This window comes from Flavobacterium panacis, assembly GCF_024649945.1.
GTDB lineage: Bacteria > Bacteroidota > Bacteroidia > Flavobacteriales > Flavobacteriaceae > Flavobacterium > Flavobacterium panacis.
Map to the genome: position 1 here is coordinate 107986 of NZ_JANKMS010000014.1, position 23257 is coordinate 131242.

Here is a 23257-nt window from a genome sequence, read left to right on the forward strand (position 1 = left end):
ATATTTTATGAAAATTAGCAGTTCTTCATTCTTAATACTAATGATGGTTGTGACTTCCTGCAGTTTTATAAAAGACAGTCCGGATGATATTTTTAATACAGTAGGACTGAATACCAATAAAATTCCGTCCAGTTTTGAAAGAGTTTTTAGAGAAATTCGTCAGCACAAAGCAAACGGAACTTTGCAACTTCCTACCGAAGACGGAAAAACCATGAAAAAGGCAACCTGTATAGAAGTAGTTAAGTTTGCTTACGCCAATACCTTTAAGGAAGATATTAAAAGAATAAAAAATTTAAATCCTACTAAAGACGCAGAACCTATCATAAAAGCAGGAATCGAATTGTTTGAATACGCAGACGAAATTCAAAGCAGAGATTTTATGATGATTGCCAAGATGATTGACGAAGGCAAAAGTGACGAAGAAATTGATGCAGCAGCAAAAGAGCTCGATGAAACCAAAGGAATAGAGCTCGATCTAAGATACACCAAAGTAATGGACTTATTACTGCCTTATGCCGATGCAAACGGATTGGAATATAATAAGCTTTAAAATAAAAACCGAGTTGAATTTTACCCAATTTAACTCGGTTTTTTGGTTTCTTAAAACGTCAGAAAGAATCAATTAGAAAGAAATCAAGCCACATTTTAATATTTCTAAATTGTTAAAAGATATATTCAAACTATTTTTAATGGTGGAAAATTCTATAATTTGGGTTAAATTTGCGCTGTGCGAAAAAAAATTGTCTACATATTTATTTTTCTGATTGCTTCAAACAGCAGTTTTGTACAGCAGTTTTATAAACTGCCGGTATTGATACAGCATTTTGAAGAGCACAAACAATTAATGGATTTAAGTTTCATCGACTTCTTATCGATGCATTACTGGGGAGAAGATTTAAAAGATAACGATGGCGATCGCGATATGCAGCTTCCTTTTAAGACAATCTCGAGCAGCTCCTTTCATTTTGTCTTTCTTTTAGATGATAAAGATTTGCTTCCAGTTCCTTTTAATCCAGATTTACCACAATCCAAAATTCCAACTTACAGATCCGATCTTTTCTCAGATCCGAATCTGCTTTCCCTTTTTAGACCTCCAATAGCATAATTAATTTTTAAATTTTTTGCTGTGGCTGAGACATTTCGTTTTGGTCGCTCATGTATTATTTTTTAATTAATAAATTATGCTTAATAAAGTAATTCAGTTCTCAGTTAAGAACAAACTGGCAATTGGAATCTTTACACTGCTGTGGATTATCTACGGTGTGTACGAGGTTACGCAATTACCAATTGATGCCGTACCAGACATCACAAACAATCAGGTACAAATTATCACGACAGCGCCTTCTCTTGGTGCTGAAGATGTAGAAAGATTAATCACTTTTCCTATCGAACAAGCCATTAGTAATATTCCGCATCTTAAGGAAAGCAGAAGTATTTCTCGTTTCGGACTTTCATTAGTAAGTGTTGTTTTCGAAGATGATGCCGACGTATATTGGGCAAGACAGCAGATTACAGAAAGGCTGCAACAGGTAGAAATTGACCGAAATGCCAATAGACCCGAAATGGCGCCGGTTACAACTGGTTTAGGAGAAATCTATCAATATGTCTTAAAACCAAAACCAGGTTACGAAGAGAAATATTCGTTAGAAGATCTGAGAACAATTCAGGATTGGACTATCAGAAGACAGCTTTTAGGAACTGCGGGAATCGCAGATGTTTCAACCTTTGGAGGGAAATTAAAACAATACGAAATTGCAGTAAATCCAGCGAGATTAAAAGCCCAGAATCTAACGATAAGTGAAGTTTTTACAGCCTTAAACAGCAGTAACGAAAACACGGGTGGAGCTTATATTGAAAAAGGTCCAACGGTATCTTATATTAGAAGTACAGGTTTAGCTAAAAGCATCAAAGATATTGAAAACATTGTAGTTAAAAGTACACAAGGTGGTCTTCCTATTTTGGTAAAACATGTTGCCGATGTAAAAATTTCGTCAGCTATTCGTTACGGTGCTTTGACCACAGATGAATATGGAGAATCTGTTGGAGGAATCGTAATGATGCTGAAAGGAGAAAACGCCAATAATGTAATTGTCAATGTAAAAGACAAGATTGCCGAAATTGAAAAAATTCTTCCTGAAGGTTTAAAAATTGAACCTTTTCTCGACAGAACTAAAATGGTAGACAATGCTATCGGAACTGTAGAAAAGAATTTAATTGAAGGCGCTTTAATCGTAGTACTGATTTTAGTTTTATTTCTCGGAAATCTTAGAGCAGGTTTTATCGTAGCATCAGTTATTCCGTTGGCGATGCTTTTTGCCATTATTATGATGAATACTTTTGGCGTAAGCGGTAATTTAATGAGTCTAGGAGCTTTAGATTTCGGATTAATTGTAGACGGAGCTGTAATTATTGTAGAAGCCATTTTGCATCATCTTCACAGTGCTAAAAAATATAAGGCCATAAACGCTATTTCTCAAGAGGAAATGGATAAAGAAGTTACAGGATCTGCTGCTCGTATGATGAACGCAGCAGTTTTTGGACAAATTATTATTCTGATCGTTTATCTTCCAATCCTTTCTTTACAAGGAATTGAAGGTAAAATGTTTAAGCCAATGGCACAGACAGTTGCTTTTGCGATCTTAGGAGCATTTATTTTGTCTCTTACTTATGTTCCAATGATTAGTGCTTTATTTCTAAGTAAAAAAATCAGTCATAAAAAGAATCTTTCAGACCGAGTAATGGCAAGATTAGAAAATGCTTACGAAGGCTGGCTTACAAAAGCTTTGGGTATTAGAAAATCGATCGTTATTGCTGCATTTGTACTTTTCGGAATTGCTGTTGTTTTGTTCGGAAGAATGGGAGGAGAATTCATTCCGCAATTAGAAGAAGGAGATTTTGCTGTAGAAACACGATTATTGTTGGGAACAAACCTTTCGACTACAACGGAAACCATCGAAAAAATTTCGAGAGAATTAAAGAAAGAATATCCAGAAGTACAACAAGTAGTTTCCAGAATTGGAAGTGCTGAAATTCCAACCGATCCAATGCCAATTGAAGGTGGAGATATGATTATTGTTTTAAAAGACAAATCAGAATGGACAAGCGCTTCTTCATTTCCAGAACTTGCCGATAAAATGACGAAAACCGTTAAGAGAATTGCGCCTGGAGTTACGACTGGATTTCAGTTTCCGGTTCAAATGCGTTTTAATGAGTTAATGACAGGAGCAAAGCAAGATTTGGTTTGTAAAATTTACGGAGAAGATCTTCAGAAACTTTCAGAATATGCTGAAAAACTAGGAGATATTAGTAAAACTGTTGAAGGTGCAGCCGATCTTTATGTTGAAAAAGTAACAGGAATGCCTCAAATCGTAATTGATTACAATTGGGCAGAAATGTCGAAATATGGTTTACGTGTTGTAGATATTAACAGAACCATTAATGCTGCTTTTGCAGGAGCTGTTGCAGGAAGTATTTACGAAGGCGAAAAACGTTTTGACATGGTTGTTCGTGTCGAAGACAATGGAAGAAAAGGAATCGAAGATGTTCGAAATCTTTTGATTGCAACGCCATCTGGAATGCAGATTCCGCTTTATCAAGTGGCAAGTGTTGAAGAAGTAGAAGGTCCAAATCAGATTCAGCGAGAAAATGCAAAAAGAAGAATTATCGTCGGATTTAATGTTCGAGGAAGAGATGTGCAGTCTATTGTTGAAGAATTACAGCAAAAAGTGAATCAGCAAATTAAATTTGATCCAGGTTATTATATTACTTACGGAGGTGCGTTTGAGAATCTTCAACAAGCCAAAGCAAGATTGGGAGTGGCAGTTCCAGCGGCTCTATTAATGATTTTTGCTTTGCTGTATTTTGCTTTCCGATCATTTAAAGAAGGAATTATCATTTTTACGGCAATTCCATTATCTGCAATTGGGGGCGTTTTTGCACTTGTTATGCGCGACATGCCTTTTAGTATTTCAGCAGGAGTTGGATTTATTGCACTTTTTGGTGTAGCGGTTTTAAACGGAATCGTTTTGATTTCGGAGTTTAACCGAATACAAAAACAGGGTGAAATTACCAATCCTTTTGATATCATTCTTTTAGGAACCAAAAACAGATTACGTCCCGTTTTAATGACGGCTGCTGTAGCTTCTTTAGGATTTCTACCAATGGCTTTAAGTAACGGAGCAGGAGCAGAGGTACAACGTCCGCTGGCAACCGTTGTAATTGGCGGATTAGTTACAGCGACTCTTTTAACGCTTTTTGTACTTCCTGCCATTTATTTAATGACATACCACGCAAAAGGGTTTTCTAAAAAAAGAAAAAAACACATGAATAATCTAACCTTTTTATTGTGCATTCTTTTTATTGGTAATATGGCGCAAGCGCAGCAATTGCCAATTTCTTTAGAAGAATCTGTTTCGATTGCTATTCAAAATAACCGAACAGTGAAATCGGCTAAGTTAAATGAGCAGTCTAAAAGTCATTTGCAGAAAACGGGATATAATTTACCACAAACTCAAATCGATGCCGATTACGGTCAATTTAACAGTGCGCAAAAAGACACGAGATTCGGAATAAGTCAAACATTTGCATTTCCAACTGTTTACAGCAATCAAAAGAAAGCTTTAACAGCTGATTTTAATAAAGCTAAAACGGAAGTCCAGTTAACTTCACAGGAAGTTAAAACGAGAGTACGTATTCTTTATTACGACTATTTGTGGTTGAACACTAAAAAAGAATTATTGGTTTACGCCGATTCGATCTACAGAATTATGGAGAAAAAGTCGGATTTGAGATTTAAAGCTGGTGAAGCTAATGTTTTAGAAAAAAGTGCTTCACAGTCTGCTCGACAATTCTACAGTAATCAGCTTGTCATGGTCAATAGAGATATTGAAATCGCTTTAAATTCATTTAATTCCGTTTTACAAGACAAAGTGAATTATACTCCTAAAAAGGAAAAATTAAAAGCTGTTCTAAATCATTCGGCTATTGAAAATCTTAAAGCAGAAAATCTTCCAGCGGTACAAAGATCACAATTCGAATCTGAATCAGCGAAGTATAGATGGAAAACGGAAAGCGCCAAAATGCTTCCAGAAATTACTTTAGGATACAACAATTTAAGTATAATCGGAAGTCAAACTAACACTTCAGGTCAAGAGGTTTATTACGATAGTGGACAAAGATTTAATTATATAAATGCTGGTCTTTCCATTCCTATTTTCTTTACAAGTCAGAGTGAGCGAAAAAGAGCTGCAAAAGCAGAATATGAAAGTTACGAAGCACTTTCAGAAGCAACAAAAATTGAAGTTCAAACAACGATTGCCAATGCCGATCGAGAAGTGAAAAAATACCAAGAAAGTCTTGATTATTATGAAAAAGAAGGATTGAAAAATGCGCAGACCATTATTGAGGCTTCAAGCAGTCAATTACAAAATGGAGATATTGATTATCTACAATGGGTTTTGGTGGTAAATCAGGCAATTACCATTAAAAGTGAATACTTAGATGCATTGAATGCTTACAATAAAGCGGTGATTACACTGCAAAATCTTAATAATATTTAAAATGAAAAAATATATAGTAGCGTTTGCTGGTGCGTTAGCATTGTTCTCGTGCGGCGACAAGAAAAACGAAGAAAAGAAAGATGCTGAAGTAAAAAGCATTAACATTATAAAATTGACAAGCGATCAAATTAAAAATGCTGGTTTACAAACTGGAAATCCAACGCTACAAAACATAAAAGGAGTTTTACAGCTTCAAGGAACAGTTACAGTGCCGCCAAAAAGTGTTGTCAGCATTAGTATTCCGTTAGGAGGATATGTAAAAACTACCAATTTAATTGCAGGTATGAATGTGCAAAAAGGCCAGATTTTGGCTGTTTTAGAAGACATGCAGTTTATTGAGTTGCAACAGGATTATCTAATGGCGAAAGAGAAGTTTGAACTAGCTCAAAATGAACATAGAAGACAAAAAGAACTTAATTTGAACAAAGCATCAAGTGATAAAGTTTTGGAACAAATTACGACTGAAATGCGAACACAACGCATTACAATGTCTTCTTTGGAACAGAAATTAAATTTGCTAGGAATTAATGCGAAAGCATTGAATGTTGAGAATATCAGCAAAACAATTCGTGTGATTTCGCCAATAAATGGTTTGGTTTCTAAAGTTAATATCAATATCGGGAAATATGTAAATCCAACTGATATGCTTTTTGAATTGATTGATAAAAAAGACATTGTACTGACTCTTAATGCGTTTGAAAAAGATGTGGCTTCACTTTCAATTGGACAAACCGTTATGGCGCATACAAATGCTTCAGACGATAAGAAATATGCGTCTAAAATTGCTTTCATTAACCAAAGCTTAAATGGAGACAGAGCAGCAGAAATTATCTGTAAAGTAAATGCGTATAATCCAGCATTTTTACCAGGTCTTTTTGTAAATGCTGAAGTGGAAATCGAAAATCAAAAAGCAATGACAGTTCCAGATGATGCAGTTGTGCGCTGGCAAGGTAAATTTTATGTGTTTACAGATCTTGGAAATAATCAATTTCAGATGAATGAAGTGAAATCTGGAGTTAAAAATGAAGGTTTTACTCAAATTACTTCTGATGCAGTTTCAAGTTCTTCAAAGGTTGTAATTAAAAATGCTTATACACTTTTAATGTCAGCAATGAATAATGATGAACAATAGTAATTAATTTCAGATTACAAATTTAGAATTAATGACGAAAACCCAGTAAAGTAAATTTTACTGGGTTTTTTATTTGAAAAAGGTTTCAATTTGAAAGGGGCTTTGATTTTGAATTGCCTCCTGCTTTAGCTGGAGGTTTATAAAATGAGACTCATCAGGGCTTTAGCCAAAATCTCGATTTCGGCTAAAGCCTTTTTACTATTTAAATTTTGATCCTCCAGCTAAAGCAGGAGGCAATTCAAAAAAACTAAAATAGTAAAGCTAACTCGGGCAATTTTACAATTAATTGCTGTTTAATTAATACTTTAGATGATTTGTTTTAAAATTTTGCAAATGTTATAAATATGTTTTTTCAATTGTTTTTATTGATCAAAATAACTTCATTTCCAGCAATCGCATAAACAAGATGATCCGATTCAGGTTTTAAAATAAATTTTCCTGTAAATTCTCCAAAAGCAGGCAATATCATTTGATTCGGTTTATGAAAAAAGCAACGCAGTTTTAAGCTTTGCATACCTAATCCGCGCAAGATTATTCCGGGATGAATGTGTCCTGAAAAATTAAAAAAATCTTCTTTTTCTGTCGGATGATGTGTGAAGAAAAATCCGTCGATTTCTAAAACATCAACTACTAGAATTCCAATTTCGTAATAATGTTTCTGATCAATAATATCGTGATTTCCTGCAATTAAATAGGTTTCTTGATTGTGATTTGAAATCCATTCTTCAAACAAATCCCATTCAGAGTTCATTGAGCTGTGAAATAAATCTCCTAAAAAGATGATTTTTTCAGGTTGAAAATGTTCCAAAATATCGGTAATCTTTTTGAAATTTTCTGAAACTGCGTTTTGCGGAATTGCGATTCCATGTTTTCTGAAATGAGTTATTTTTCCTAAATGCACATCAGAAATAATTATCATTTTTTTTTCTTCCCAAAATAAAGCACCGCTTGAATGAAGTACGAAGTTTTGGTTTTGTATTTGAATTTTCATAAAGTATTATTTCATGTAAGAAGCCGTCATTTTCTGAATTCTTTCTGCTAAAGTTTCGCTCGAAAGCTTTTCTCGCAAGCGATCTGTGATAATTGGAAAACTGAAAGGCGTTGGTTTTAAACATTGTTTCAAAACGATGTTTTGACTAGCAATTCGTTCTAAAGCCAAAATCAAACGGCCTTCTTCTAACTGATGTTCAAATGTTTCTCGATACGCTTGATGCAATAATAAGTTATCGGGTTCAAAATCCCTAAAAACCTCAAATAATAATTGTGAACCGCTTTGTAAATGTTTTGTTTTGACCATTTTTCCAGGAAATCCAGTAAAAACCAAACCAGCAATTACAGCAATATCTCTAAATTTTCTTCGAGCCATTTCAGTCGAATTTAAACTTTTCTGCAAGTCATGATGTACATATTCCGTTGAAAATAAATTATTATCTAAAACCGCTTCAATATCAATTTCCTGATCCGAAAGTAATTCAAATCCATAATCATTATAAGCTAATGAAAAAGTAATGGACTGTAGTAAACTAATTCTGAAAGCCAATAAACTTGCGAGAGCTTCATGTACAAAACGACCTTCAAAAGGATAAAAAATAGCATGAAATCCTTCTCGAGTTTTAAAAGTTTCTATTAAAAATTCATCTGAACTTGGTACAATTGATTCTTTTCGCTGTCTTTGAAATAAAGGTTGTAAAGCCTTTAATTCTGGTGAAAGATTATCAGTATTAGCACGATACAATTCCTGACGAAGCAATTCACTCATTTGTGATGATAAAGCCAGACGTCCGCCCATCCAGCTCGCAATTTTGGATTCTTTCTTCGGACTCGCTTTTTTGACCAAAACCTGCATGTTTCTGATTTTAAACAATTCCAGTTTTTTTCCTGCAAAAATAAAAGTATCACCAGGTTTTAACTTCGAAATAAACCATTCTTCAATCGTTCCAATATAACCGCCGCTTAGAAATTTCACATTCATTACGGCATCGCCAACAATGGTTCCAATCTGCATTCTATGATGCATAGCAATCATTCGACTATTGATTTTATAACAGCCGTTTTCGTCAATTTCAACCTTTTTGAATTCATCATAAGCTTGAAGACTCTGACTTCCGTTGGTAATAAAATTGAGAATCCAATTCCAATTTTCTTTTGTCATCGTTTGATAACTAAAAGTGCCTTGAACTTCCTTAAAAATTTCATCAGGGAAAAAACCGTCAGAAACTGCTAAAGTATTGAGATATTGCACCAAAACATCCCAGCTGTTTAAATACGGAACACGATCTTCAATAACGCTGTTTTCAACCGCTTTTTTTAAGGCAGAAGCTTCTATAAGTTCAATTGCATGTGTGGCTAGAAAATAAATGACACTTTCTTTTCCAGGTTGGTGACCGCTTCGCCCTGCACGTTGCATAAAACGAGCAACTCCTTTTGGGCCTCCAACCTGAATGATCGATTCAACAGGAGCAAAATCAACTCCCAAATCTAAACTTGAAGTACACACAACGACTTTTAGTTCTTCATTGCGAATAGCATTTTCAACCCAAAGTCTGGTTTCGCGATCAATACTTCCGTGATGCATTGCCATTTCTCCAGCAAATTCGGGATATTTTTCTAATAATCTTTGATACCAAATTTCGCAAGCCGAACGAACATTCGTAAAAATCAGAGTGGTTTTACTTGCTTTTACAATTTTTGCAGCTTCATCAATTAAATGTAATCCCATATGTCCGCGCCACGGATAAGTATCCATTTTCTCAGGAATAATAGAAACTACTTTTATTTTTTTATGAATTACAGCTTTAATTAAAACAGAATTATTGAAAGCTTCAGAATCGACACCCAATAAAACTTCTTGTGCTTGTTGTAAATTTCCAATTGTGGCAGAAATTCCCCAGATTCTTAAGTTTTTAGAAATTGTTTTCAATCTTGACAAACCTAATTCAACTTGAACACCACGTTTGGTTCCAAGTAATTCATGCCATTCATCAATTACAATCGAACTACAATTTTTAAAAGTATTGGCATATCCTTTCGAAGCCAAAAGCAACTGCAGACTTTCTGGAGTTGTAATTAATAAATCGGGCATTTTGCCTTTTTGTTTGGCTCTTTCTGCCGAGGAAGTATCTCCAGAACGAATTCCAACGGTCATTGGAATTTCTAAATCTGTTAAAACTCTTTCAGCGGCTTGTTTTATTTCTACTGATAATGAACGCAGTGGCGTAATCCAAATAGCTTTTAATCCTGGATTATGTTTGCTTTTATAATTCGGATTTTCTTTGATGTAATTCAGAATAATAGGAAGCCAAAGTGCATAGGTTTTTCCGCTTCCAGTTGGAGCATTTAAAAGACCATTTTTTCCTTGCAGAAAAGCAGTCCAAGTTTGTGTCTGAAACGGAAAAGGTTTCCATCCCTGACTTTCAAACCAATTGCTGGCGATTGTAAATAACTGCTCTCTATTCATTTATAAAATCATATTTTTTAAATCTTCTATCGAATTGGCTTCTTCTATTTTTTTATCATGACGCCATCTTAAAATTCGTGGAAAACGGGTTGCAACGCCGCTTTTATGTCTTTTGGAAAGCGCAATTCCTTCAAAACCAATTTCAAAAACCAATTTTGGCGTTACACTTCTAACAGGTCCAAATCTTTCTAAAGTATTCTTTTTGATAAAATCGTCTACCATTCTAAATTCGGCATCGGTCAAACCGGAATACGCTTTCGCGAAAGTGACGAGTTCACGTTCCTTGTTTTCATTTTCCTGCCAAAGTGCAAAAGTATAATCGGTAAACAAATTCGATCTTCGTCCGTGACCTCGCATGGCGTAGGTGAGGACTGCATCTATAGTTAAAGGTTCGATTTTCCATTTCCACCAATCTCCTTTTTTTCTTCCAACGAGATAAGGAGAATCTTTTCGTTTTAACATCAAACCTTCGCTTTTCATTTCGCGAGATTTCAATCGTTCCTTAGTAATATCTTCCCAAGTTGAAAAATTAAGCCTTTCAGAAAGCTGTAACGGAATATCTTTTCCAATTAAAGAAGTAAATAATTCTTCTAATAATGTACGACGTTCTTCATAAGGAAGATTCCTAATATCATTTCCCTGCCATTCCAATAAATCGTAAGCTTTTATAATGACAGGATTGTTTTTTAAAACAGAAGCCGATACATTTTTTCGTCCAATTCTAGTTTGCAAATCATTAAAAGTTCCGATTTGATTGTCTATAAAAGGAAGAATTTCGCCATCGATCACAGTTCCGTCCGGAATAATTCCGATGAAAGCATTAAATTCTGGATATTTATCGGTTACTAATTCTTCACCACGACTCCAAATGTAAATTTCGTTTTCACGAATAATAGTTTGAGAACGAATTCCATCCCATTTGTGTTCGGCACTCCAATCTTCGGGATTTCCTAAACTTTCAATTTCTCCTTCAATAGGATAAGCCAAATAAAACGGATAAGGTTTTGAAAGATAATCACTGCTTCTTTCATCCAAAATCAATTCTTGAAACGTAATCGTATTCGGATTCCAATCGCCCATTAATTTATAGGCTAATGCGTCTTCGTCAATATTTTCCGCTTTAGAAAGTGCTCGGGTCATCAACTTCTGACTCAAACCAATTCTAAAACTTCCTGTAATTAATTTCGTGAAAACGAATCGTTCATAATAATTCAGATTCAGCCAATTGCTTTGTAGATATTCTTTCTTTTCAAAATCATCTTTCTTTTTTAAAGCGATGATTTCTTGGAGAAATTCGGTTAAACTTTTATCAGAATGTTCTTTTGTAGTCGGAATAACAAGCGCAATAGTTTCAGCCAAATCGCCCACAATATGATAACTTTCTTCAAACAACCAAAGCGGAATATTGGCTAATTCATTAGCCCATAAACGCAATAAAGTAGTATTTACAGGTCGGGGAGGGCGACGGTGCGAAAGTATGGCAATAGTCCAAACTTTGTCTTCATCACTTGCTTTCAGAAAATAATTAGTCAGTGCATCAACTTTTACCGATGTTTTATTAGAACTATCTAAGGTTTTTATAAGCTCGGCAAAGTTTTTCATCTTTTTAGTATTGGGTGATCATTTTGGAATTTGGAATTTGTTTTTTTGGAATTTAACTTTCGTCTGATTCATTTGTTTCTCCTTCGTATTGCGTATGTGCTGTTCGGGCATCATAACCTAATTCTCGGAGGTATTTTGAAAATATATCAGAATAGCCGTGTGTACAGATTATTTTTTCGGCACCAGTTGCTTTTATGCTTTCCAGTAATCCATTCCAATCGCAGTGATCGCTGATTACAAATCCGCGGTCAACGGCGCGTCTTCGTCTGGCGCCTCGAAAAGCCATCCATCCGCTTGCCGTTCCGGTTACAAAAGGAGTCATTTTTCTGATCCAAGTACTTCCGTGTGCGCTTGGTGGAGCTAGCACAATATTTCCTAGTAAATCTTCTTTTTTTGTTTCTTGAGTTACCCTAATCGTTGCTGGCAAGTCAATAAACGGACGAACAACATTCGTCATATTTTCGATTGCGCCATGTGTGTAAATAGTTCCAATATTTGGATCAAGATATTTTAATAAGCGTTGTGCTTTTCCTAAAGAATATCCAATGAGGATTGATGTTTTACCTTCAGCTCGATTTTCGACCCACCAGTTATTAATTTCTGTCATCACATCTTTTTGTGATTCCCAATTAAAAGCGGGAAGTCCAAAAGTGCATTCTGTTATGAAAGAATGGCATTTTATAACTTCATAAGGAACTGAAATTCCATCATCTTCTGTTTTATAATCGCCTGTAAAAACCCAGATTTCACCTTTGTATTCTACCCGAATTTGCGCAGAACCAATAATATGTCCAGCAGGATGAAGAGAAAATTTTACACCGTTTACGGTAAAAGTTTCGTTCCAGTCTTTTCCTGTAACATTAATTTCGCCCAATCGATGTTTGATAATGGGAACATTAGTATGATGTGTAATATAATTTTGATGTCCCCATCTGGAGTGATCAGAATGTCCATGCGTGATAATGGCGTTTTTTACAGGACGCCACGGATCGAGGTAAACGTCTGCTCGCTGGCAATAAATACCTTTGTCATTAAATTGCAATAAGGGTACATTCATTTTTTATAATTAGGGGAATTAGATAATTAGATAATGTGACAATTAGAAAAATATAATTTTTTAATGATCAAAATTTCTGTAAGGAGGGCAATCGTATTTGTTGTCTTCATGATCTAAATTATAACTGTCATAAGGATTTGAGTCGTCATAAGTTGAAAAAGGAGTATTATCTTCAGCAAGGTTTAAACCACTTTCTATGATTTCGTAATCATCATCAGAATCACAATGATTTCTATAATTAGTATCTGGATCTTGTCCAGATGTAAATTCTTGATCCATTGCTTCATTTTCATGTGCTGTATCAATATGATCTGGTCTTCTGCATTTAAAATCATTTAATTCTGCAGTGTGTCGATTTTCGGCGTTCGTTTTCATAGCTGCTTTTTTAGATTAATAATTTTTCAACTTTTAGAGCTATACAAATTTGGAAATTAGATCTTTAAAAAGATTATAGGATTTGATTTTAATCTTACAGGATTTGATTATCTGCTAGTATTTATTGTGTAAAATTCCAGTTTAATTCTATAAATTAATGTAATTGCTATTTTACAACTTTGTATATCAATAATTTAAAAAATTATATATTATGGAAACTTCAAGAAAAGATTCGAAATCTGGAATGAAAGATTCTGGAAAAACTCAAAAATCAACTTCTGGTTCTAGAGGAAAAAGCACTACAACAAAATCAACAGATTCTAAAGGTAGAGCAGGGCATTAATTTTTTAGTTTATGAAAAGAACTAAATATAAAAGCGTGCTGTCTAAATGTAGACAGCACGCTTTTACTTTTTTTAATGTTTTTTAAATTATTTCAGAACTTCCTGAATTGTTTTTACAAAGGTTTCTATTGGCTGAGCACCAGAAACAGCATATTTACGATCAAATACAAAGAAAGGAACTCCTTGAACGCCAATTTCGCCTGCTTCTTTAATATCTGCTTGTACTTCTTTTAAAAATAAAGAATCACTTTCTAGAACTTCTCTAATTTCATTTTCTTCTAAACCAGCTTGGATTGCAAGTTTTATTAAAGTAAGTCCGTTGTTCAAATCTTCTCCATCTGTAAAATAAGCTTTAAAGAAAATTTCTTCCATTCGATCGCCCATATTTTTGGTTTTAGCCAATTGAATGATTCGATGCGCATTTAAAGAATTTGAGATTACTGCCTTGTCAAAATTATAATCTAAACCAACGCTTTTAGCACGTTCTGCAACACCTTTGTGCATTTCTTTAGACTGTTCAATTGACATGCCTTTTCTTTCTGCTAAGAACGTATATACGTCCATTTCAGGTTGAGAAGTAATACTTGGATCCAGCTGAAAGCTTTTCCATTCTATTTCAAATTCATCATTAGGAAACACCGCAAGAGCAGTTTCCAATTGTCTTTTTCCGATATAACAAAATGGACACATGATGTCCGACCAAATTTCTATTTTCATATTGTAAAGATAGGGGAAAATAGTTGTTTTTTGTTTCAGGTTTCAAGTTTCAAGTTGATATGCTTTGTGTTTATTTAACCGCAAAGCACGCAAGGTTTTTACTTTTGATTATTTAGTAAAAGCGCAAAGTTCGCAAAGCTTTGAGAAAAAAACTTTGCGAACTTTGCGTCTTTGTGGTTAAAATAAACCAAAATAAAAAACCGCAACTCTTTATAGGAATTGCGGTTTCTAGGTATAAAAAATGGTTGGTTAATAGCGATATCTTTTTTTTTACAATGATATATCTTTTATTTAAAACTAAAAAATATCCCTGTAACAGAAAGAAACTTTAATGTTAACTATTTAACATTACTGGCATTACAAGCATAGTAACTGTTTCTCCTTCTTCTAGACCATCTACAGGTGTTAAAATACCTGCTCTGTTAGGTAATGACATTTCAAGCATAATCATGTCAGATTGTAAATTAGTCAACATCTCAGTTAAGAAACGAGAGTTGAAACCAATTTGAAGATCATCTCCTTGATAATCACAAGTCAATCTTTCTTCTGCTTTGTTTGAGTAATCAATGTCTTCTGCAGAAACGTTTAATTCAGCTCCAGCAATTTTCAAACGAATTTGGTGTGTAGTTTTGTTAGAGAAAATCGCAACACGCTTAACTGAACTTAAAAATAAAGAACGGTCAATCATTAATTTGTTTGGATTTTCTTTTGGAATTACCGCTTCATAGTTAGGGTATTTTCCATCAATTAAACGACACATTAAAATATAATTGTCAAATGAGAAAGTCGCATTTGAATCGTTGTATTCGATTTTTACTTCAGCATCTGAACTTCCTAAAATACTTTTTAAAATGTTTAAAGGTTTTTTAGGCATAATAAAATCTGCTACTTGAGAAGCTTTTACATCTGTACGAGCATATTTTACTAATTTATGAGCATCTGTTGCAACGAAAATTAATCCTTCTGGTGAAAACTGGAAGAAAACTCCAGACATTACTGGACGCAAATCATCATTTCCTGCTGCGAAAATAGTTTTGCTTACCGCAGTTGCTAGAACTTCTGCCGGAACAAGTGTTACAGATGGATCTTCAAGACTTACTGCTTTAGGAAATTCTTCTCCTGCAGCGTAAGCTAATGCGTATTTACCGGAATTAGAACTGATTTCTACTGTGTTGTTATCTTCAACAGTAAAAGTTAAAGGCTGTTCTGGGAAAGTTTTTAAAATTTCAAGCAAAAGTTTTGCAGGAACTGCAACGCTTCCTTTACTTGTAGAATCGATCGATAATGTAGCCGACATAGTTGTTTCAAGATCTGATGCTGAAACTGTTAACTCATTATTGTTTAGTTCAAATAAGAAGTTGTCTAAAATTGGCAACGTATTATTACTATTGATTACACTACCTAAAACTTGTAATTGTTTTAATAAGTACGAACTCGATACTATAAATTTCATCTGTTTTATTTTCTAAATATAAGGTTTACAAATATATCTTAAACTATCCAAAGTATTACATTTTTTTATTAACATCTACTTACTGTAGGCCTTTTTTCTTAAAAATGTGAAAACAAGTCCGAAAACCAATAAAATTAGAATTGGAACTCCGATAGTTATGAATTGTGTCATGCTGTAGCTTTGGTAAACTTTTTCTTTGTCTAATAAAGGCAGCTCTACATCTTTACTTCTAATGTTAATAAGTCCAGTATCATCAAGAAGATAATTGATACAATTCATGATGAAGTCTTTATTGTCGTAAAGATTTCCGGTTCTTTGATCGTAGCCTAATTCAACAGGCATTCTGTTTTTGTCTAATTGATTTCTTGCAATATCTCCATCAGAAACAACAATCATTTTGTTTGGTTTTCCTTTTGCTGTAAAAGAATTGTCTTTAAAAGGTAAAACTCTATTTTCAAAAGCAGAATGAAAAGAACCTTCTAATAAAACTGCCATCGGAAGATTTCCTTTATTTACATAATCTTGCGGTGTTGTTTTTTCAGTTACCATGTTCAAACTGATTTCCGCAGGCGAACCAATGGTTTTTGAATATTGAGAAGATTGTAGTAAAACGGTTTTCTTAATACCATTTTTTAAAGTATCAATTGGACTTGCAAAATCAAATTTGATTCCGCCAAGATTTTTTACAATTGGATGCTGACTTGTTGGAAAAACTTGTGGAGCAAATTTCCATACAAAATCCTGATATTGTGTTGCGCTTCCTTGTTCGCCAGTTGCCAGTTTTATTGGAGTTCCTAGTTCATCTTTTACTAAATCAGGATTAATTCTGAAACCGTACTTGAAGAACATATCATTCAAATTCAAATCTCTTGGATAAGCCAAAGTTGCACCAGCATCATTATATAAACTGTCCATATCGGCAGCCACTTGGTCAACTAACCAAAGTGTTTTACCGCCATTCATAATAAACTGATCTAGGACTTCTTTTTCTTCATCAGAGAATTTTTCTGTTGGTTTTGAAATAATCGCTAAATCATATTTTTTAAGTGCGTTTAAAGTTCCGTTTGGATCTTTTGCAACAGAGTCTAATGTGAAAGGTCCGATATAATAACTTTCTTTAATCTGCATTAGCATCTTAGCGATATGAATTTCTTTCAACTCGCCGTTACCTCTTAAAATAGCAACTTTTTTCTGCTTGTTTTTAGTGATTTTATTAATGGCATCCGCAATAGAGTATTCTAAGTGTTGAATCGATCCAATCACTTTTTGCGTAGTCGAAGCTCCCATTATGTTTTTCAATAATGGAATATTTACTTCTTTATTGTTATAAACCGCAACTGCCCAAGGAAAAACCATTGCTTGAGATTGTTTTCCTTTGTCGTCAACTGTAATGTTTACTGGAGTTAATCCTTTTTGAAAAAGCGATTTTGTAAGTGCATCACTTTCGTCTTCATTTTCTAATGGATCAACAAATTCAAAAACAATGTTTTTATTGTAAGCTTGAAATTCTTCTAATAATTGTTTGGTTTCTTGCTGTAAACGTCTAAAGTCAGCAGGAAGTTCTCCAGCCATGTAAATTTTAATAGACAGCGGATTTGTAACTTGTTTTACGATTCCTAAAGAAGTTGGCGAAAGAGTATATCGTTTGTCCTTAGTTAAGTCAAAACGCTTAAAAAATAGAGTTCCAAGTACATTTAAAACAACTAAAATGAATATAGTAATGCCTAATGTTTTTAGATTTTGCTTTGTAGATGCTTTCATTACGCTTTAAAAGATTTTAATTGATAAACTGTAAATGATAAAAAAGCGATAGTGATGCTTAGGAAATAAACGACATCTCGCGTGTCAATTACGCCACGACTCATACTTTTAAAGTGATTCTGCATTCCTAAAACTGAAATAAAACTATTTGAATCTGAAGAAAGTAAAGAACTTAAACCTTCAAAACCAAAATAGGAGAAAAAGCATAAGAAAACAGCAATTATAAAAGCCACAATCTGATTTTCTGATAGAGTAGAAGTAAAGATTCCGATTGCTGAGTAAGAAGCGATTAAAAACAATAATCCGAAGTAAGAACCAATTGTACTTCCCATGTCGATATTGCCTTCTGGCGAACCTAAATCTGAAATTACTTTTACGTAAATTAAAGTTGGAATAATCGCCAAAATAATCAGTAAAAAGGAACCAAAGAATTTACCATTTACGATTTCCCAAATGGATAGAGGTTTTGTCAATAACAACTCTAAAGTTCCTTGTTTTTTTTCGTCAGAGAAACTTCTCATGGTTACAGCTGGAATTAAGAAAATTAAAATCCAAGGTGCCAATGTGAAAAATGGAGTCAAATCGGCATAACCTGAGTTTAGGATATTATAATCTCCTTCAAATACCCATAAAAATAGTCCATTGCTGATTAAGAAAATCGCAATGACCAAATAGCCGATTGGAGAGCCAAAAAAGGATTTTATTTCTCTTAAAATGATTGATTTCATTCTTGTTTTTTGTTATTTATTGTTTCAGGTTTCAAGTTGTCGCATAACGTGAAACTTGAAACTATTTTAAACTTATTAATTTATCAACGCTCCACGCTTCTGGTTTTGCATTGAATAATTTCTTTGTAAAATCCCAAACAGTATTAAAAAGTTCAGAATTTCTATAATTTTCCAAATCTTCTTCGCTTTCCCAATAGCTGTAAGTAAAAAAGATGCATTTGTCATTTTTGTCCTGATACAATTCTAAAAAACGATTTCCTTCTGTATTTCGTATTTTCTCTTTCACAGATTTAAAATTCTCTAGAAAATCAGGGATTTTTTCTTCGTGAAAACTCATTTTTACTATTCTAACAAACATATTGGTTATTTTAGATTTTTGAAAGCATAAAGCCTTACAGGTGCGCAAAAATACCAAATTTGATTCTTGTTTTTCTTTTAAAGGATCATTTATTGCAAAAAATCATTTTGAGTGACTAAGTTGTCTTAATTATGGCATTTAAATTGAAAAGTTTTTGATCTCTTTCATCAACAAATTGCTGCAGTTTTTCACCATGAAAACTTTTTAGAAAATCCCAATCGCTTGCATTTATACCACAATTTCCATTTCTATTAATGTTTGGAAGAATTTCCAGATTACCGATAAATTCTAAATTGTCACGAAATGTCATAAAATCTTTTCGCCAGATTACCAATGAGCAAGAACCTAAAAGACATGGTTTTATTTCAGGATGTAAAAACCACATTTTTTCTAATTCCTGTTCTGAATAATTGTACAAGTTTTTCTTAGTCATATTACCTACACCAAAAAAGTTCAAATTTTTGATATCATCCAGTGTTGGTTTTTCTGTTTTATTATAATCTAAAAGGCAAAAAGTAAAATTTTGTGGACTCCGATCCTTATATACATTAGTGCAAAGAAGAATTTTATATTTGTTTTCTTCGTTAATGAATGTTAAAAGATCACCTTGATTTACATCTTTAATTTTCGTCACTAGATTTCTTATTGAAGTGAAATGATTTATTTTAAAAACTAAGAAAACTTAATCGTAATTACATCACGATAATTCAAGCCTAACAAACTATTTGCAGAACCCACTTTAGAAGGATTACTTCTAAAAATAGCGATTTCTAAAAAACCAGCTTCGTTGAAAATTGCCAATTTTTCTCCTTCATATGTTTTTATCGGATATTTATCTGAAGTTGCAATTGCCGAATAATTAGGAAGAATCGTTTTGATGTTTTTAGGTTTCATCAGGATTTCATACGGACGTCCACGCGAAATCTCCAGAAATTGCTTTTTAGAAATATTGGTAACGACGTTTCCGAAATGATCAATGTAAATAATATACCCTTTTAGAGAATTTCCGTCATCTGCCACAATAGGCTGCAATTCGGTTGCTTCTTTTATAGAAGTTATTTCTTTTCCAATTACATTCAATAAACCGCCTTTAGCCAAATGTGAAGCAACCTGAATAAAAATATCCAAATCTGTAGCTTCAATTGGGAAACGATCGTGGATATTAATGGCTACAATTTTCTGAGGAACTATTTTCTGCGTAAGCATGCTTAAGATTCCATTATCAGCGCAAATAAAGTAATGATCATTCCATTGCATAGCGATATGCTGGTTCTCTTTGTTGCGTTCAATATCGACGCCAATTAAGTGCACAGTTCCTTTTGGGAAGCTCATATAAGAAGCGCCAATAATGTAACTCGCTTCGGCAGTATTAAAGGGATCAATGTCATGAGAAATGTCAATTATTTGAACCTCTGGATTTTCAGAAAGTATTTTACCCTTCAGCGATCCCACAAAGTGATCTTTCAAGCCGTAGTCTGTAGTAAGGGTAATTATTGACATAATTTTGTTTATAACTATTGATAGTATTTAAATCTAAATTTCATTAAATTTGAGAAATGCAAAGCTAATTAATAGTAAACACAAATTGAAAGAAAGAAAAGACAAATTGTGTTTTTTAAAGCATTTGTTTGTTACAATATTCAGAAACACCAATTTAAGTTTGAGAAATAAAAACTGAAAACTGCGACTGAGTACTGCGACTTAAAAAAGACCCGACAACCACTAAATAGTAAAAGGAATTATTTTAATTTAAAACTACTTCATTTGAACGAAAGAATAATCGAGCTAGTAGATATTGCACCAAAAGAATTTTGGGGCGCGCAGGACAGCCATTTAGAAATCATTAAAAAGTACTACCCGAAGCTTAAAATCGTAGCGCGAGGGACAACTTTAAAAGCATTTGGCGAAAAAGAAGTTTTAGACGAATTCGAAAAAAGATTTCAACGATTAATGCTTCATTTTACACGTTACAATAACATTGATGATAATGTAATTGAACGTGTAATCATGAGTGATGGCCAAGAAGAAAAAAGAGCTTACGATCATGACAAAATCTTAGTTCATGGTGTTGGCGGTAAGATTATCAAGGCAATGACGCCAAATCAGCAATTGTTGGTTGACACGATCAAGAAAAACGATATGGTCTTTGCTATTGGTCCTGCTGGAACCGGAAAAACCTATACCGGTGTCGCTATGGCGGTTAAAATGCTAAAAGATAAAGAAGTTAAAAGGATCATTCTGACGCGTCCTGCAGTAGAAGCCGGCGAAAATCTTGGTTTTCTTCCTGGAGATATGAAAGAAAAACTGGATCCTTACATGCAGCCACTTTATGATGCGTTGCGTGACATGCTTCCGAACGAAAAACTAGAGGATTATATTTTGAAAGGAATTATTCAGATTGCGCCGCTTGCTTTTATGCGTGGACGTACATTGGACAATGCTTTTGTAATCCTTGATGAAGCACAAAACACCACACACTCACAAATGAAAATGTTTTTGACCCGTATGGGAAAAAACGCCAAATTTATGATTACAGGTGATCCTGGACAGGTCGATTTACCAAGAAGAACTATTTCTGGTCTTAAAGAAGCTATTTTGGTTCTGAAAGACATTGAAGGCATCGGAATTATTTATCTAGATGATAAAGATATTGTACGTCACAGATTGGTTAAAAAGGTAATCGATGCTTATAAACAAATTGAGAATCACGATTAAAAAATAAATTTAGTCAAATGTTAAATGTAAATCGTGAATTGTGTTTTAACATTTATTAATATTCGTTTTGTGCGTTTTTAAGAAAAGGTGCAAAACGAATATTTTTTTGAAAGAATATTTAAATAATTAATGGAATTGTGATAAATGAAAAACAATTGTTTTCTATTGCTGATATTGATTTGTTTAATTTCATGTAAAAAAAATGAATCTAAAAATAAAAGTGAAGAACCTTTAAATAAATTTTTAGGAGTTTGGAATGACACTGAATATATAATTCCCAATGAAACAAAATTAAAAATCAATAGCGATAATACATTTGTTTACACCGCGGCAGGATGTGATTGGAGAGTGTTTTCCAGAGGAAATTGGAAAACAAAAGGAGATTCTGTAGAATTAACAAGCATTAAAATAGACACTTGTTATATAGCGTTTCCTTTCATTGATTGCGGCTTTTATGAGAGAAAAGATAAAAAACGAATGGTAACAGTTCCAAATTGTGAACCTGATACGGGGGGCTCTTTTTGTGTATTTACAAAAGAAGTATTTTATATTAAAAATGATTCATTGATTTATAAAATAAAAGATTCAAAATGCTCTGATAGTTTAAGAATTGAATTTGCCAAAACACCAAAAATCAGAAAACATCGAAACTAATTTTAAAATTTTCTTTTTAGAAAATGAAACAGGAAATAGATGTAAAGATATTTGATGAAATAGTTAAATAAATAATAAACTTCCCTTATTGTAAGCGCTCAAATAGCCTAAACTTTGTTCTTTCGAGCTCAAAAGCGTAAATTTGCAATCATACCTATTGAATATTAATATGACAAAACTTAAAAATATAAAAGTTATAGTAAGTGACCTTGACGGAACTTTACTTAACCCACAACACAGAATTTCAGATTATACTAAATCCATTTTTCAAGAACTTCACAATCAAGGTTATCTTATTGTTGTAGCTACAGGTCGTCATCATTTGGACGCGATGGCTATAATTGATAAATTGGAAATTCCTGTTTATTTAGTAAGTTCAAACGGAGCCAGAATTCATTCACCTAATAAAGAAGAACTTTTCTCCTTTAATTTAGACAGCGATGTTGTTAAAGCAGCTTTAAACGTAGAAATCGATCCAGAAATTACAGTCGTTTTATTTAAAGAAAATATTTGGCAGACTAATAAATGGAACGAAAAACTAAATTCTTTTCAAGAAGAATTAAAATATCATCCAGAATTAGTCGATTATAAAACACTTGAAGATTTTTCATCGATTAAAATTTTCTTCTCTTGTCCGGATCATGAAAAATTAGTAAAATTAAAAGATGCTATTTTAGCTAATTCTTCAGAACATCTGCACCATGCTTTCAGTTTGCCGACTTGTTTGGAATTCATGGATAAATCTATTGATAAAGCAGTTTCTATTGAAAGAGTTTTAGAAAAAGAAGGTTTTACATTGCAAGAAGCAGTTTCTTTTGGAGATGGTTACAATGATGTTCAAATGCTTTCTGCTTCAGGAAAAGGTTTAATTATGGGAAATGCGCCAGCTTCTCTAAAAGAAGAACTTTCAGATTTGGAAGTAATTAAAACAAATGCAGAAGACGGAGTCGCAAAATATATTGCATCTAGAATTTTGGATAAAGAATTAGTTTAATTTCTTTAGCCACGAATTTCACGAATTTTCACGAATTTTTATTTAAAATAATCATGACCTGGATTGCTTTCAAAGTAATAATTTGTGGAAATCTGCGTAATTTGTGGTAAAATAAAAGTATCAGATTTCGCATAAAAAACTTAGTGTTTTTAACCGCTAATTTCGCAAATTTCCGCAAATTACTTATTAATTTGTTGACGATAACTTTGTAGCAATAAATTAATTTATCCTCATTAAAAATTAGTGAAAATTGGTGTAATTCGTGGCAAAAAGACAAATCTCAGATTCTCTTCATTTTCATGGTGTAACTCTGTGAAATAATTTTAAATTTGCATTCATAAAAAACAACACAA

General features: G+C 33.3%; 20 protein-coding genes. 8 read left to right on the top strand and 12 right to left on the bottom strand.

All coding sequences use genetic code 11. From position 1 onward, the window contains the following. The first annotated feature begins 7 nt into the window (after positions 1-7). From NQQ59_RS23085 to NQQ59_RS23100, 4 genes are all read left to right on the top strand, one after another. Positions 8-550 (top strand): hypothetical protein, encoded by a 543-nt coding sequence (locus tag NQQ59_RS23085; protein WP_144212396.1) that lies wholly within the window; start codon positions 8-10, stop codon positions 548-550. 177 nt (positions 551-727) lie between these two features. Then, a complete protein-coding gene (locus tag NQQ59_RS23090) occupies positions 728-1105 on the top strand; it encodes a hypothetical protein (RefSeq protein WP_144212398.1) in 378 nt (125 codons plus the stop codon). A gap of 76 nt (positions 1106-1181) precedes the next feature. Next, positions 1182-5558, top strand: a complete 4377-nt coding sequence (locus NQQ59_RS23095) for a CusA/CzcA family heavy metal efflux RND transporter (RefSeq protein WP_257698444.1) — start codon at positions 1182-1184, stop codon at positions 5556-5558. 1 nt (position 5559) lies between these two features. Next, the gene (locus tag NQQ59_RS23100) at positions 5560-6690 is read left to right on the top strand and encodes an efflux RND transporter periplasmic adaptor subunit (protein ID WP_144212403.1); all 1131 of its coding nucleotides are present in this window, start codon (positions 5560-5562) and stop codon (positions 6688-6690) included. 352 nt (positions 6691-7042) lie between these two features. Here NQQ59_RS23100 and pdeM read toward each other — a convergent pair whose 3' ends face one another. From pdeM to NQQ59_RS23125, 5 genes are read right to left on the bottom strand one after another with little or no spacing between them, the layout of a single operon-like run. Then, complete coding sequence (pdeM, locus tag NQQ59_RS23105; RefSeq protein WP_144212405.1) at positions 7043-7681, bottom strand: ligase-associated DNA damage response endonuclease PdeM; 639 nt, start codon at positions 7679-7681, stop codon at positions 7043-7045. Between the two features lie 6 nt (positions 7682-7687). Next, positions 7688-10147: a ligase-associated DNA damage response DEXH box helicase gene (locus tag NQQ59_RS23110; RefSeq protein ID WP_144212407.1), complete on the bottom strand. Its 2460-nt coding sequence runs from the start codon at positions 10145-10147 to the stop codon at positions 7688-7690. Next, the gene (locus tag NQQ59_RS23115; RefSeq protein WP_144212409.1) at positions 10148-11749 is read right to left on the bottom strand and encodes an ATP-dependent DNA ligase; all 1602 of its coding nucleotides are present in this window, start codon (positions 11747-11749) and stop codon (positions 10148-10150) included. Between the two features lie 52 nt (positions 11750-11801). Beyond that, positions 11802-12806: a ligase-associated DNA damage response exonuclease gene (locus NQQ59_RS23120; RefSeq protein WP_144212411.1), complete on the bottom strand. Its 1005-nt coding sequence runs from the start codon at positions 12804-12806 to the stop codon at positions 11802-11804. A 60-nt stretch (positions 12807-12866) separates the two neighbouring features. Beyond that, positions 12867-13181 (bottom strand): hypothetical protein, encoded by a 315-nt coding sequence (locus NQQ59_RS23125; RefSeq protein WP_144212413.1) that lies wholly within the window; start codon positions 13179-13181, stop codon positions 12867-12869. 211 nt (positions 13182-13392) lie between these two features. Between NQQ59_RS23125 and NQQ59_RS23130 the strand changes: the two genes are divergently transcribed. Beyond that, positions 13393-13524, top strand: a complete 132-nt coding sequence (locus NQQ59_RS23130; protein ID WP_255596598.1) for a hypothetical protein — start codon at positions 13393-13395, stop codon at positions 13522-13524. A gap of 87 nt (positions 13525-13611) precedes the next feature. On the opposite strand, the gene NQQ59_RS23135 is transcribed toward NQQ59_RS23130, so the two are convergent. The 7 genes from NQQ59_RS23135 to NQQ59_RS23165 all read right to left on the bottom strand — a co-directional run bounded on the left by NQQ59_RS23135 (position 13612) and on the right by NQQ59_RS23165 (position 20041). Beyond that, a complete protein-coding gene (locus NQQ59_RS23135) occupies positions 13612-14241 on the bottom strand; it encodes a DsbA family oxidoreductase (RefSeq protein ID WP_144212416.1) in 630 nt (209 codons plus the stop codon). 334 nt (positions 14242-14575) lie between these two features. Beyond that, positions 14576-15694 carry a DNA polymerase III subunit beta gene (dnaN, locus tag NQQ59_RS23140; RefSeq protein ID WP_144212418.1) on the bottom strand — a complete coding sequence of 373 codons (1119 nt, stop codon included), beginning with the start codon at positions 15692-15694 and terminating at the stop codon, positions 14576-14578. A gap of 75 nt (positions 15695-15769) precedes the next feature. Continuing rightward, entirely contained in the window at positions 15770-17455 is a 1686-nt protein-coding gene (gene gldG / locus NQQ59_RS23145; protein ID WP_144212420.1) for a gliding motility-associated ABC transporter substrate-binding protein GldG, read from the bottom strand. Then, positions 17455-18183, bottom strand: coding sequence for a gliding motility-associated ABC transporter permease subunit GldF (gene gldF, locus NQQ59_RS23150; RefSeq protein WP_144212422.1), 729 nt, complete (start codon positions 18181-18183; stop codon positions 17455-17457). Before gldF ends, gldG begins: the two co-directional genes overlap by 1 nt. 61 nt (positions 18184-18244) lie before the next feature. Further along, positions 18245-18541, bottom strand: coding sequence for a putative quinol monooxygenase (locus NQQ59_RS23155; protein WP_144212425.1), 297 nt, complete (start codon positions 18539-18541; stop codon positions 18245-18247). Between the two features lie 115 nt (positions 18542-18656). Then, positions 18657-19175 carry a hypothetical protein gene (locus NQQ59_RS23160; RefSeq protein WP_144212427.1) on the bottom strand — a complete coding sequence of 173 codons (519 nt, stop codon included), beginning with the start codon at positions 19173-19175 and terminating at the stop codon, positions 18657-18659. Positions 19176-19213: 38 nt separating this feature from the next. Continuing rightward, a complete protein-coding gene (locus tag NQQ59_RS23165; RefSeq protein ID WP_144212429.1) occupies positions 19214-20041 on the bottom strand; it encodes an SAM hydrolase/SAM-dependent halogenase family protein in 828 nt (275 codons plus the stop codon). 264 nt (positions 20042-20305) lie between these two features. On the opposite strand from NQQ59_RS23165, the gene NQQ59_RS23170 reads away from it, so the two are divergent. The 3 genes from NQQ59_RS23170 (at position 20306) to NQQ59_RS23180 (ending at position 22904) form a co-directional block, all read left to right on the top strand. Continuing rightward, positions 20306-21256 carry a PhoH family protein gene (locus tag NQQ59_RS23170; protein WP_144212431.1) on the top strand — a complete coding sequence of 317 codons (951 nt, stop codon included), beginning with the start codon at positions 20306-20308 and terminating at the stop codon, positions 21254-21256. Positions 21257-21400: 144 nt separating this feature from the next. After that, a complete protein-coding gene (locus NQQ59_RS23175) occupies positions 21401-21910 on the top strand; it encodes a hypothetical protein (RefSeq protein ID WP_257698445.1) in 510 nt (169 codons plus the stop codon). Positions 21911-22079: 169 nt separating this feature from the next. Further along, entirely contained in the window at positions 22080-22904 is an 825-nt protein-coding gene (locus NQQ59_RS23180) for a Cof-type HAD-IIB family hydrolase (RefSeq protein WP_257698446.1), read from the top strand. Positions 22905-23257: the final 353 nt, after the last annotated feature.

Coding starts and splice junctions, on each gene's coding strand:
- gldG (WP_144212420.1), bottom strand. CDS start 17,455: ATGAAAGCATCTACAAAGCAAAATCTAAAAACATTAGGCATTACTATA.
- NQQ59_RS23115 (WP_144212409.1), bottom strand. CDS start 11,749: ATGAAAAACTTTGCCGAGCTTATAAAAACCTTAGATAGTTCTAATAAA.
- NQQ59_RS23155 (WP_144212425.1), bottom strand. CDS start 18,541: ATGTTTGTTAGAATAGTAAAAATGAGTTTTCACGAAGAAAAAATCCCT.
- NQQ59_RS23175 (WP_257698445.1), top strand. CDS start 21,401: ATGAAAAACAATTGTTTTCTATTGCTGATATTGATTTGTTTAATTTCA.
- gldF (WP_144212422.1), bottom strand. CDS start 18,183: ATGAAATCAATCATTTTAAGAGAAATAAAATCCTTTTTTGGCTCTCCA.
- dnaN (WP_144212418.1), bottom strand. CDS start 15,694: ATGAAATTTATAGTATCGAGTTCGTACTTATTAAAACAATTACAAGTT.
- NQQ59_RS23135 (WP_144212416.1), bottom strand. CDS start 14,241: ATGAAAATAGAAATTTGGTCGGACATCATGTGTCCATTTTGTTATATC.
- NQQ59_RS23085 (WP_144212396.1), top strand. CDS start 8: ATGAAAATTAGCAGTTCTTCATTCTTAATACTAATGATGGTTGTGACT.
- NQQ59_RS23100 (WP_144212403.1), top strand. CDS start 5,560: ATGAAAAAATATATAGTAGCGTTTGCTGGTGCGTTAGCATTGTTCTCG.
- NQQ59_RS23125 (WP_144212413.1), bottom strand. CDS start 13,181: ATGAAAACGAACGCCGAAAATCGACACACTGCAGAATTAAATGATTTT.
- NQQ59_RS23180 (WP_257698446.1), top strand. CDS start 22,080: ATGACAAAACTTAAAAATATAAAAGTTATAGTAAGTGACCTTGACGGA.
- pdeM (WP_144212405.1), bottom strand. CDS start 7,681: ATGAAAATTCAAATACAAAACCAAAACTTCGTACTTCATTCAAGCGGT.
- NQQ59_RS23120 (WP_144212411.1), bottom strand. CDS start 12,806: ATGAATGTACCCTTATTGCAATTTAATGACAAAGGTATTTATTGCCAG.
- NQQ59_RS23165 (WP_144212429.1), bottom strand. CDS start 20,041: ATGTCAATAATTACCCTTACTACAGACTACGGCTTGAAAGATCACTTT.
- NQQ59_RS23095 (WP_257698444.1), top strand. CDS start 1,182: ATGCTTAATAAAGTAATTCAGTTCTCAGTTAAGAACAAACTGGCAATT.
- NQQ59_RS23130 (WP_255596598.1), top strand. CDS start 13,393: ATGGAAACTTCAAGAAAAGATTCGAAATCTGGAATGAAAGATTCTGGA.
- NQQ59_RS23110 (WP_144212407.1), bottom strand. CDS start 10,147: ATGAATAGAGAGCAGTTATTTACAATCGCCAGCAATTGGTTTGAAAGT.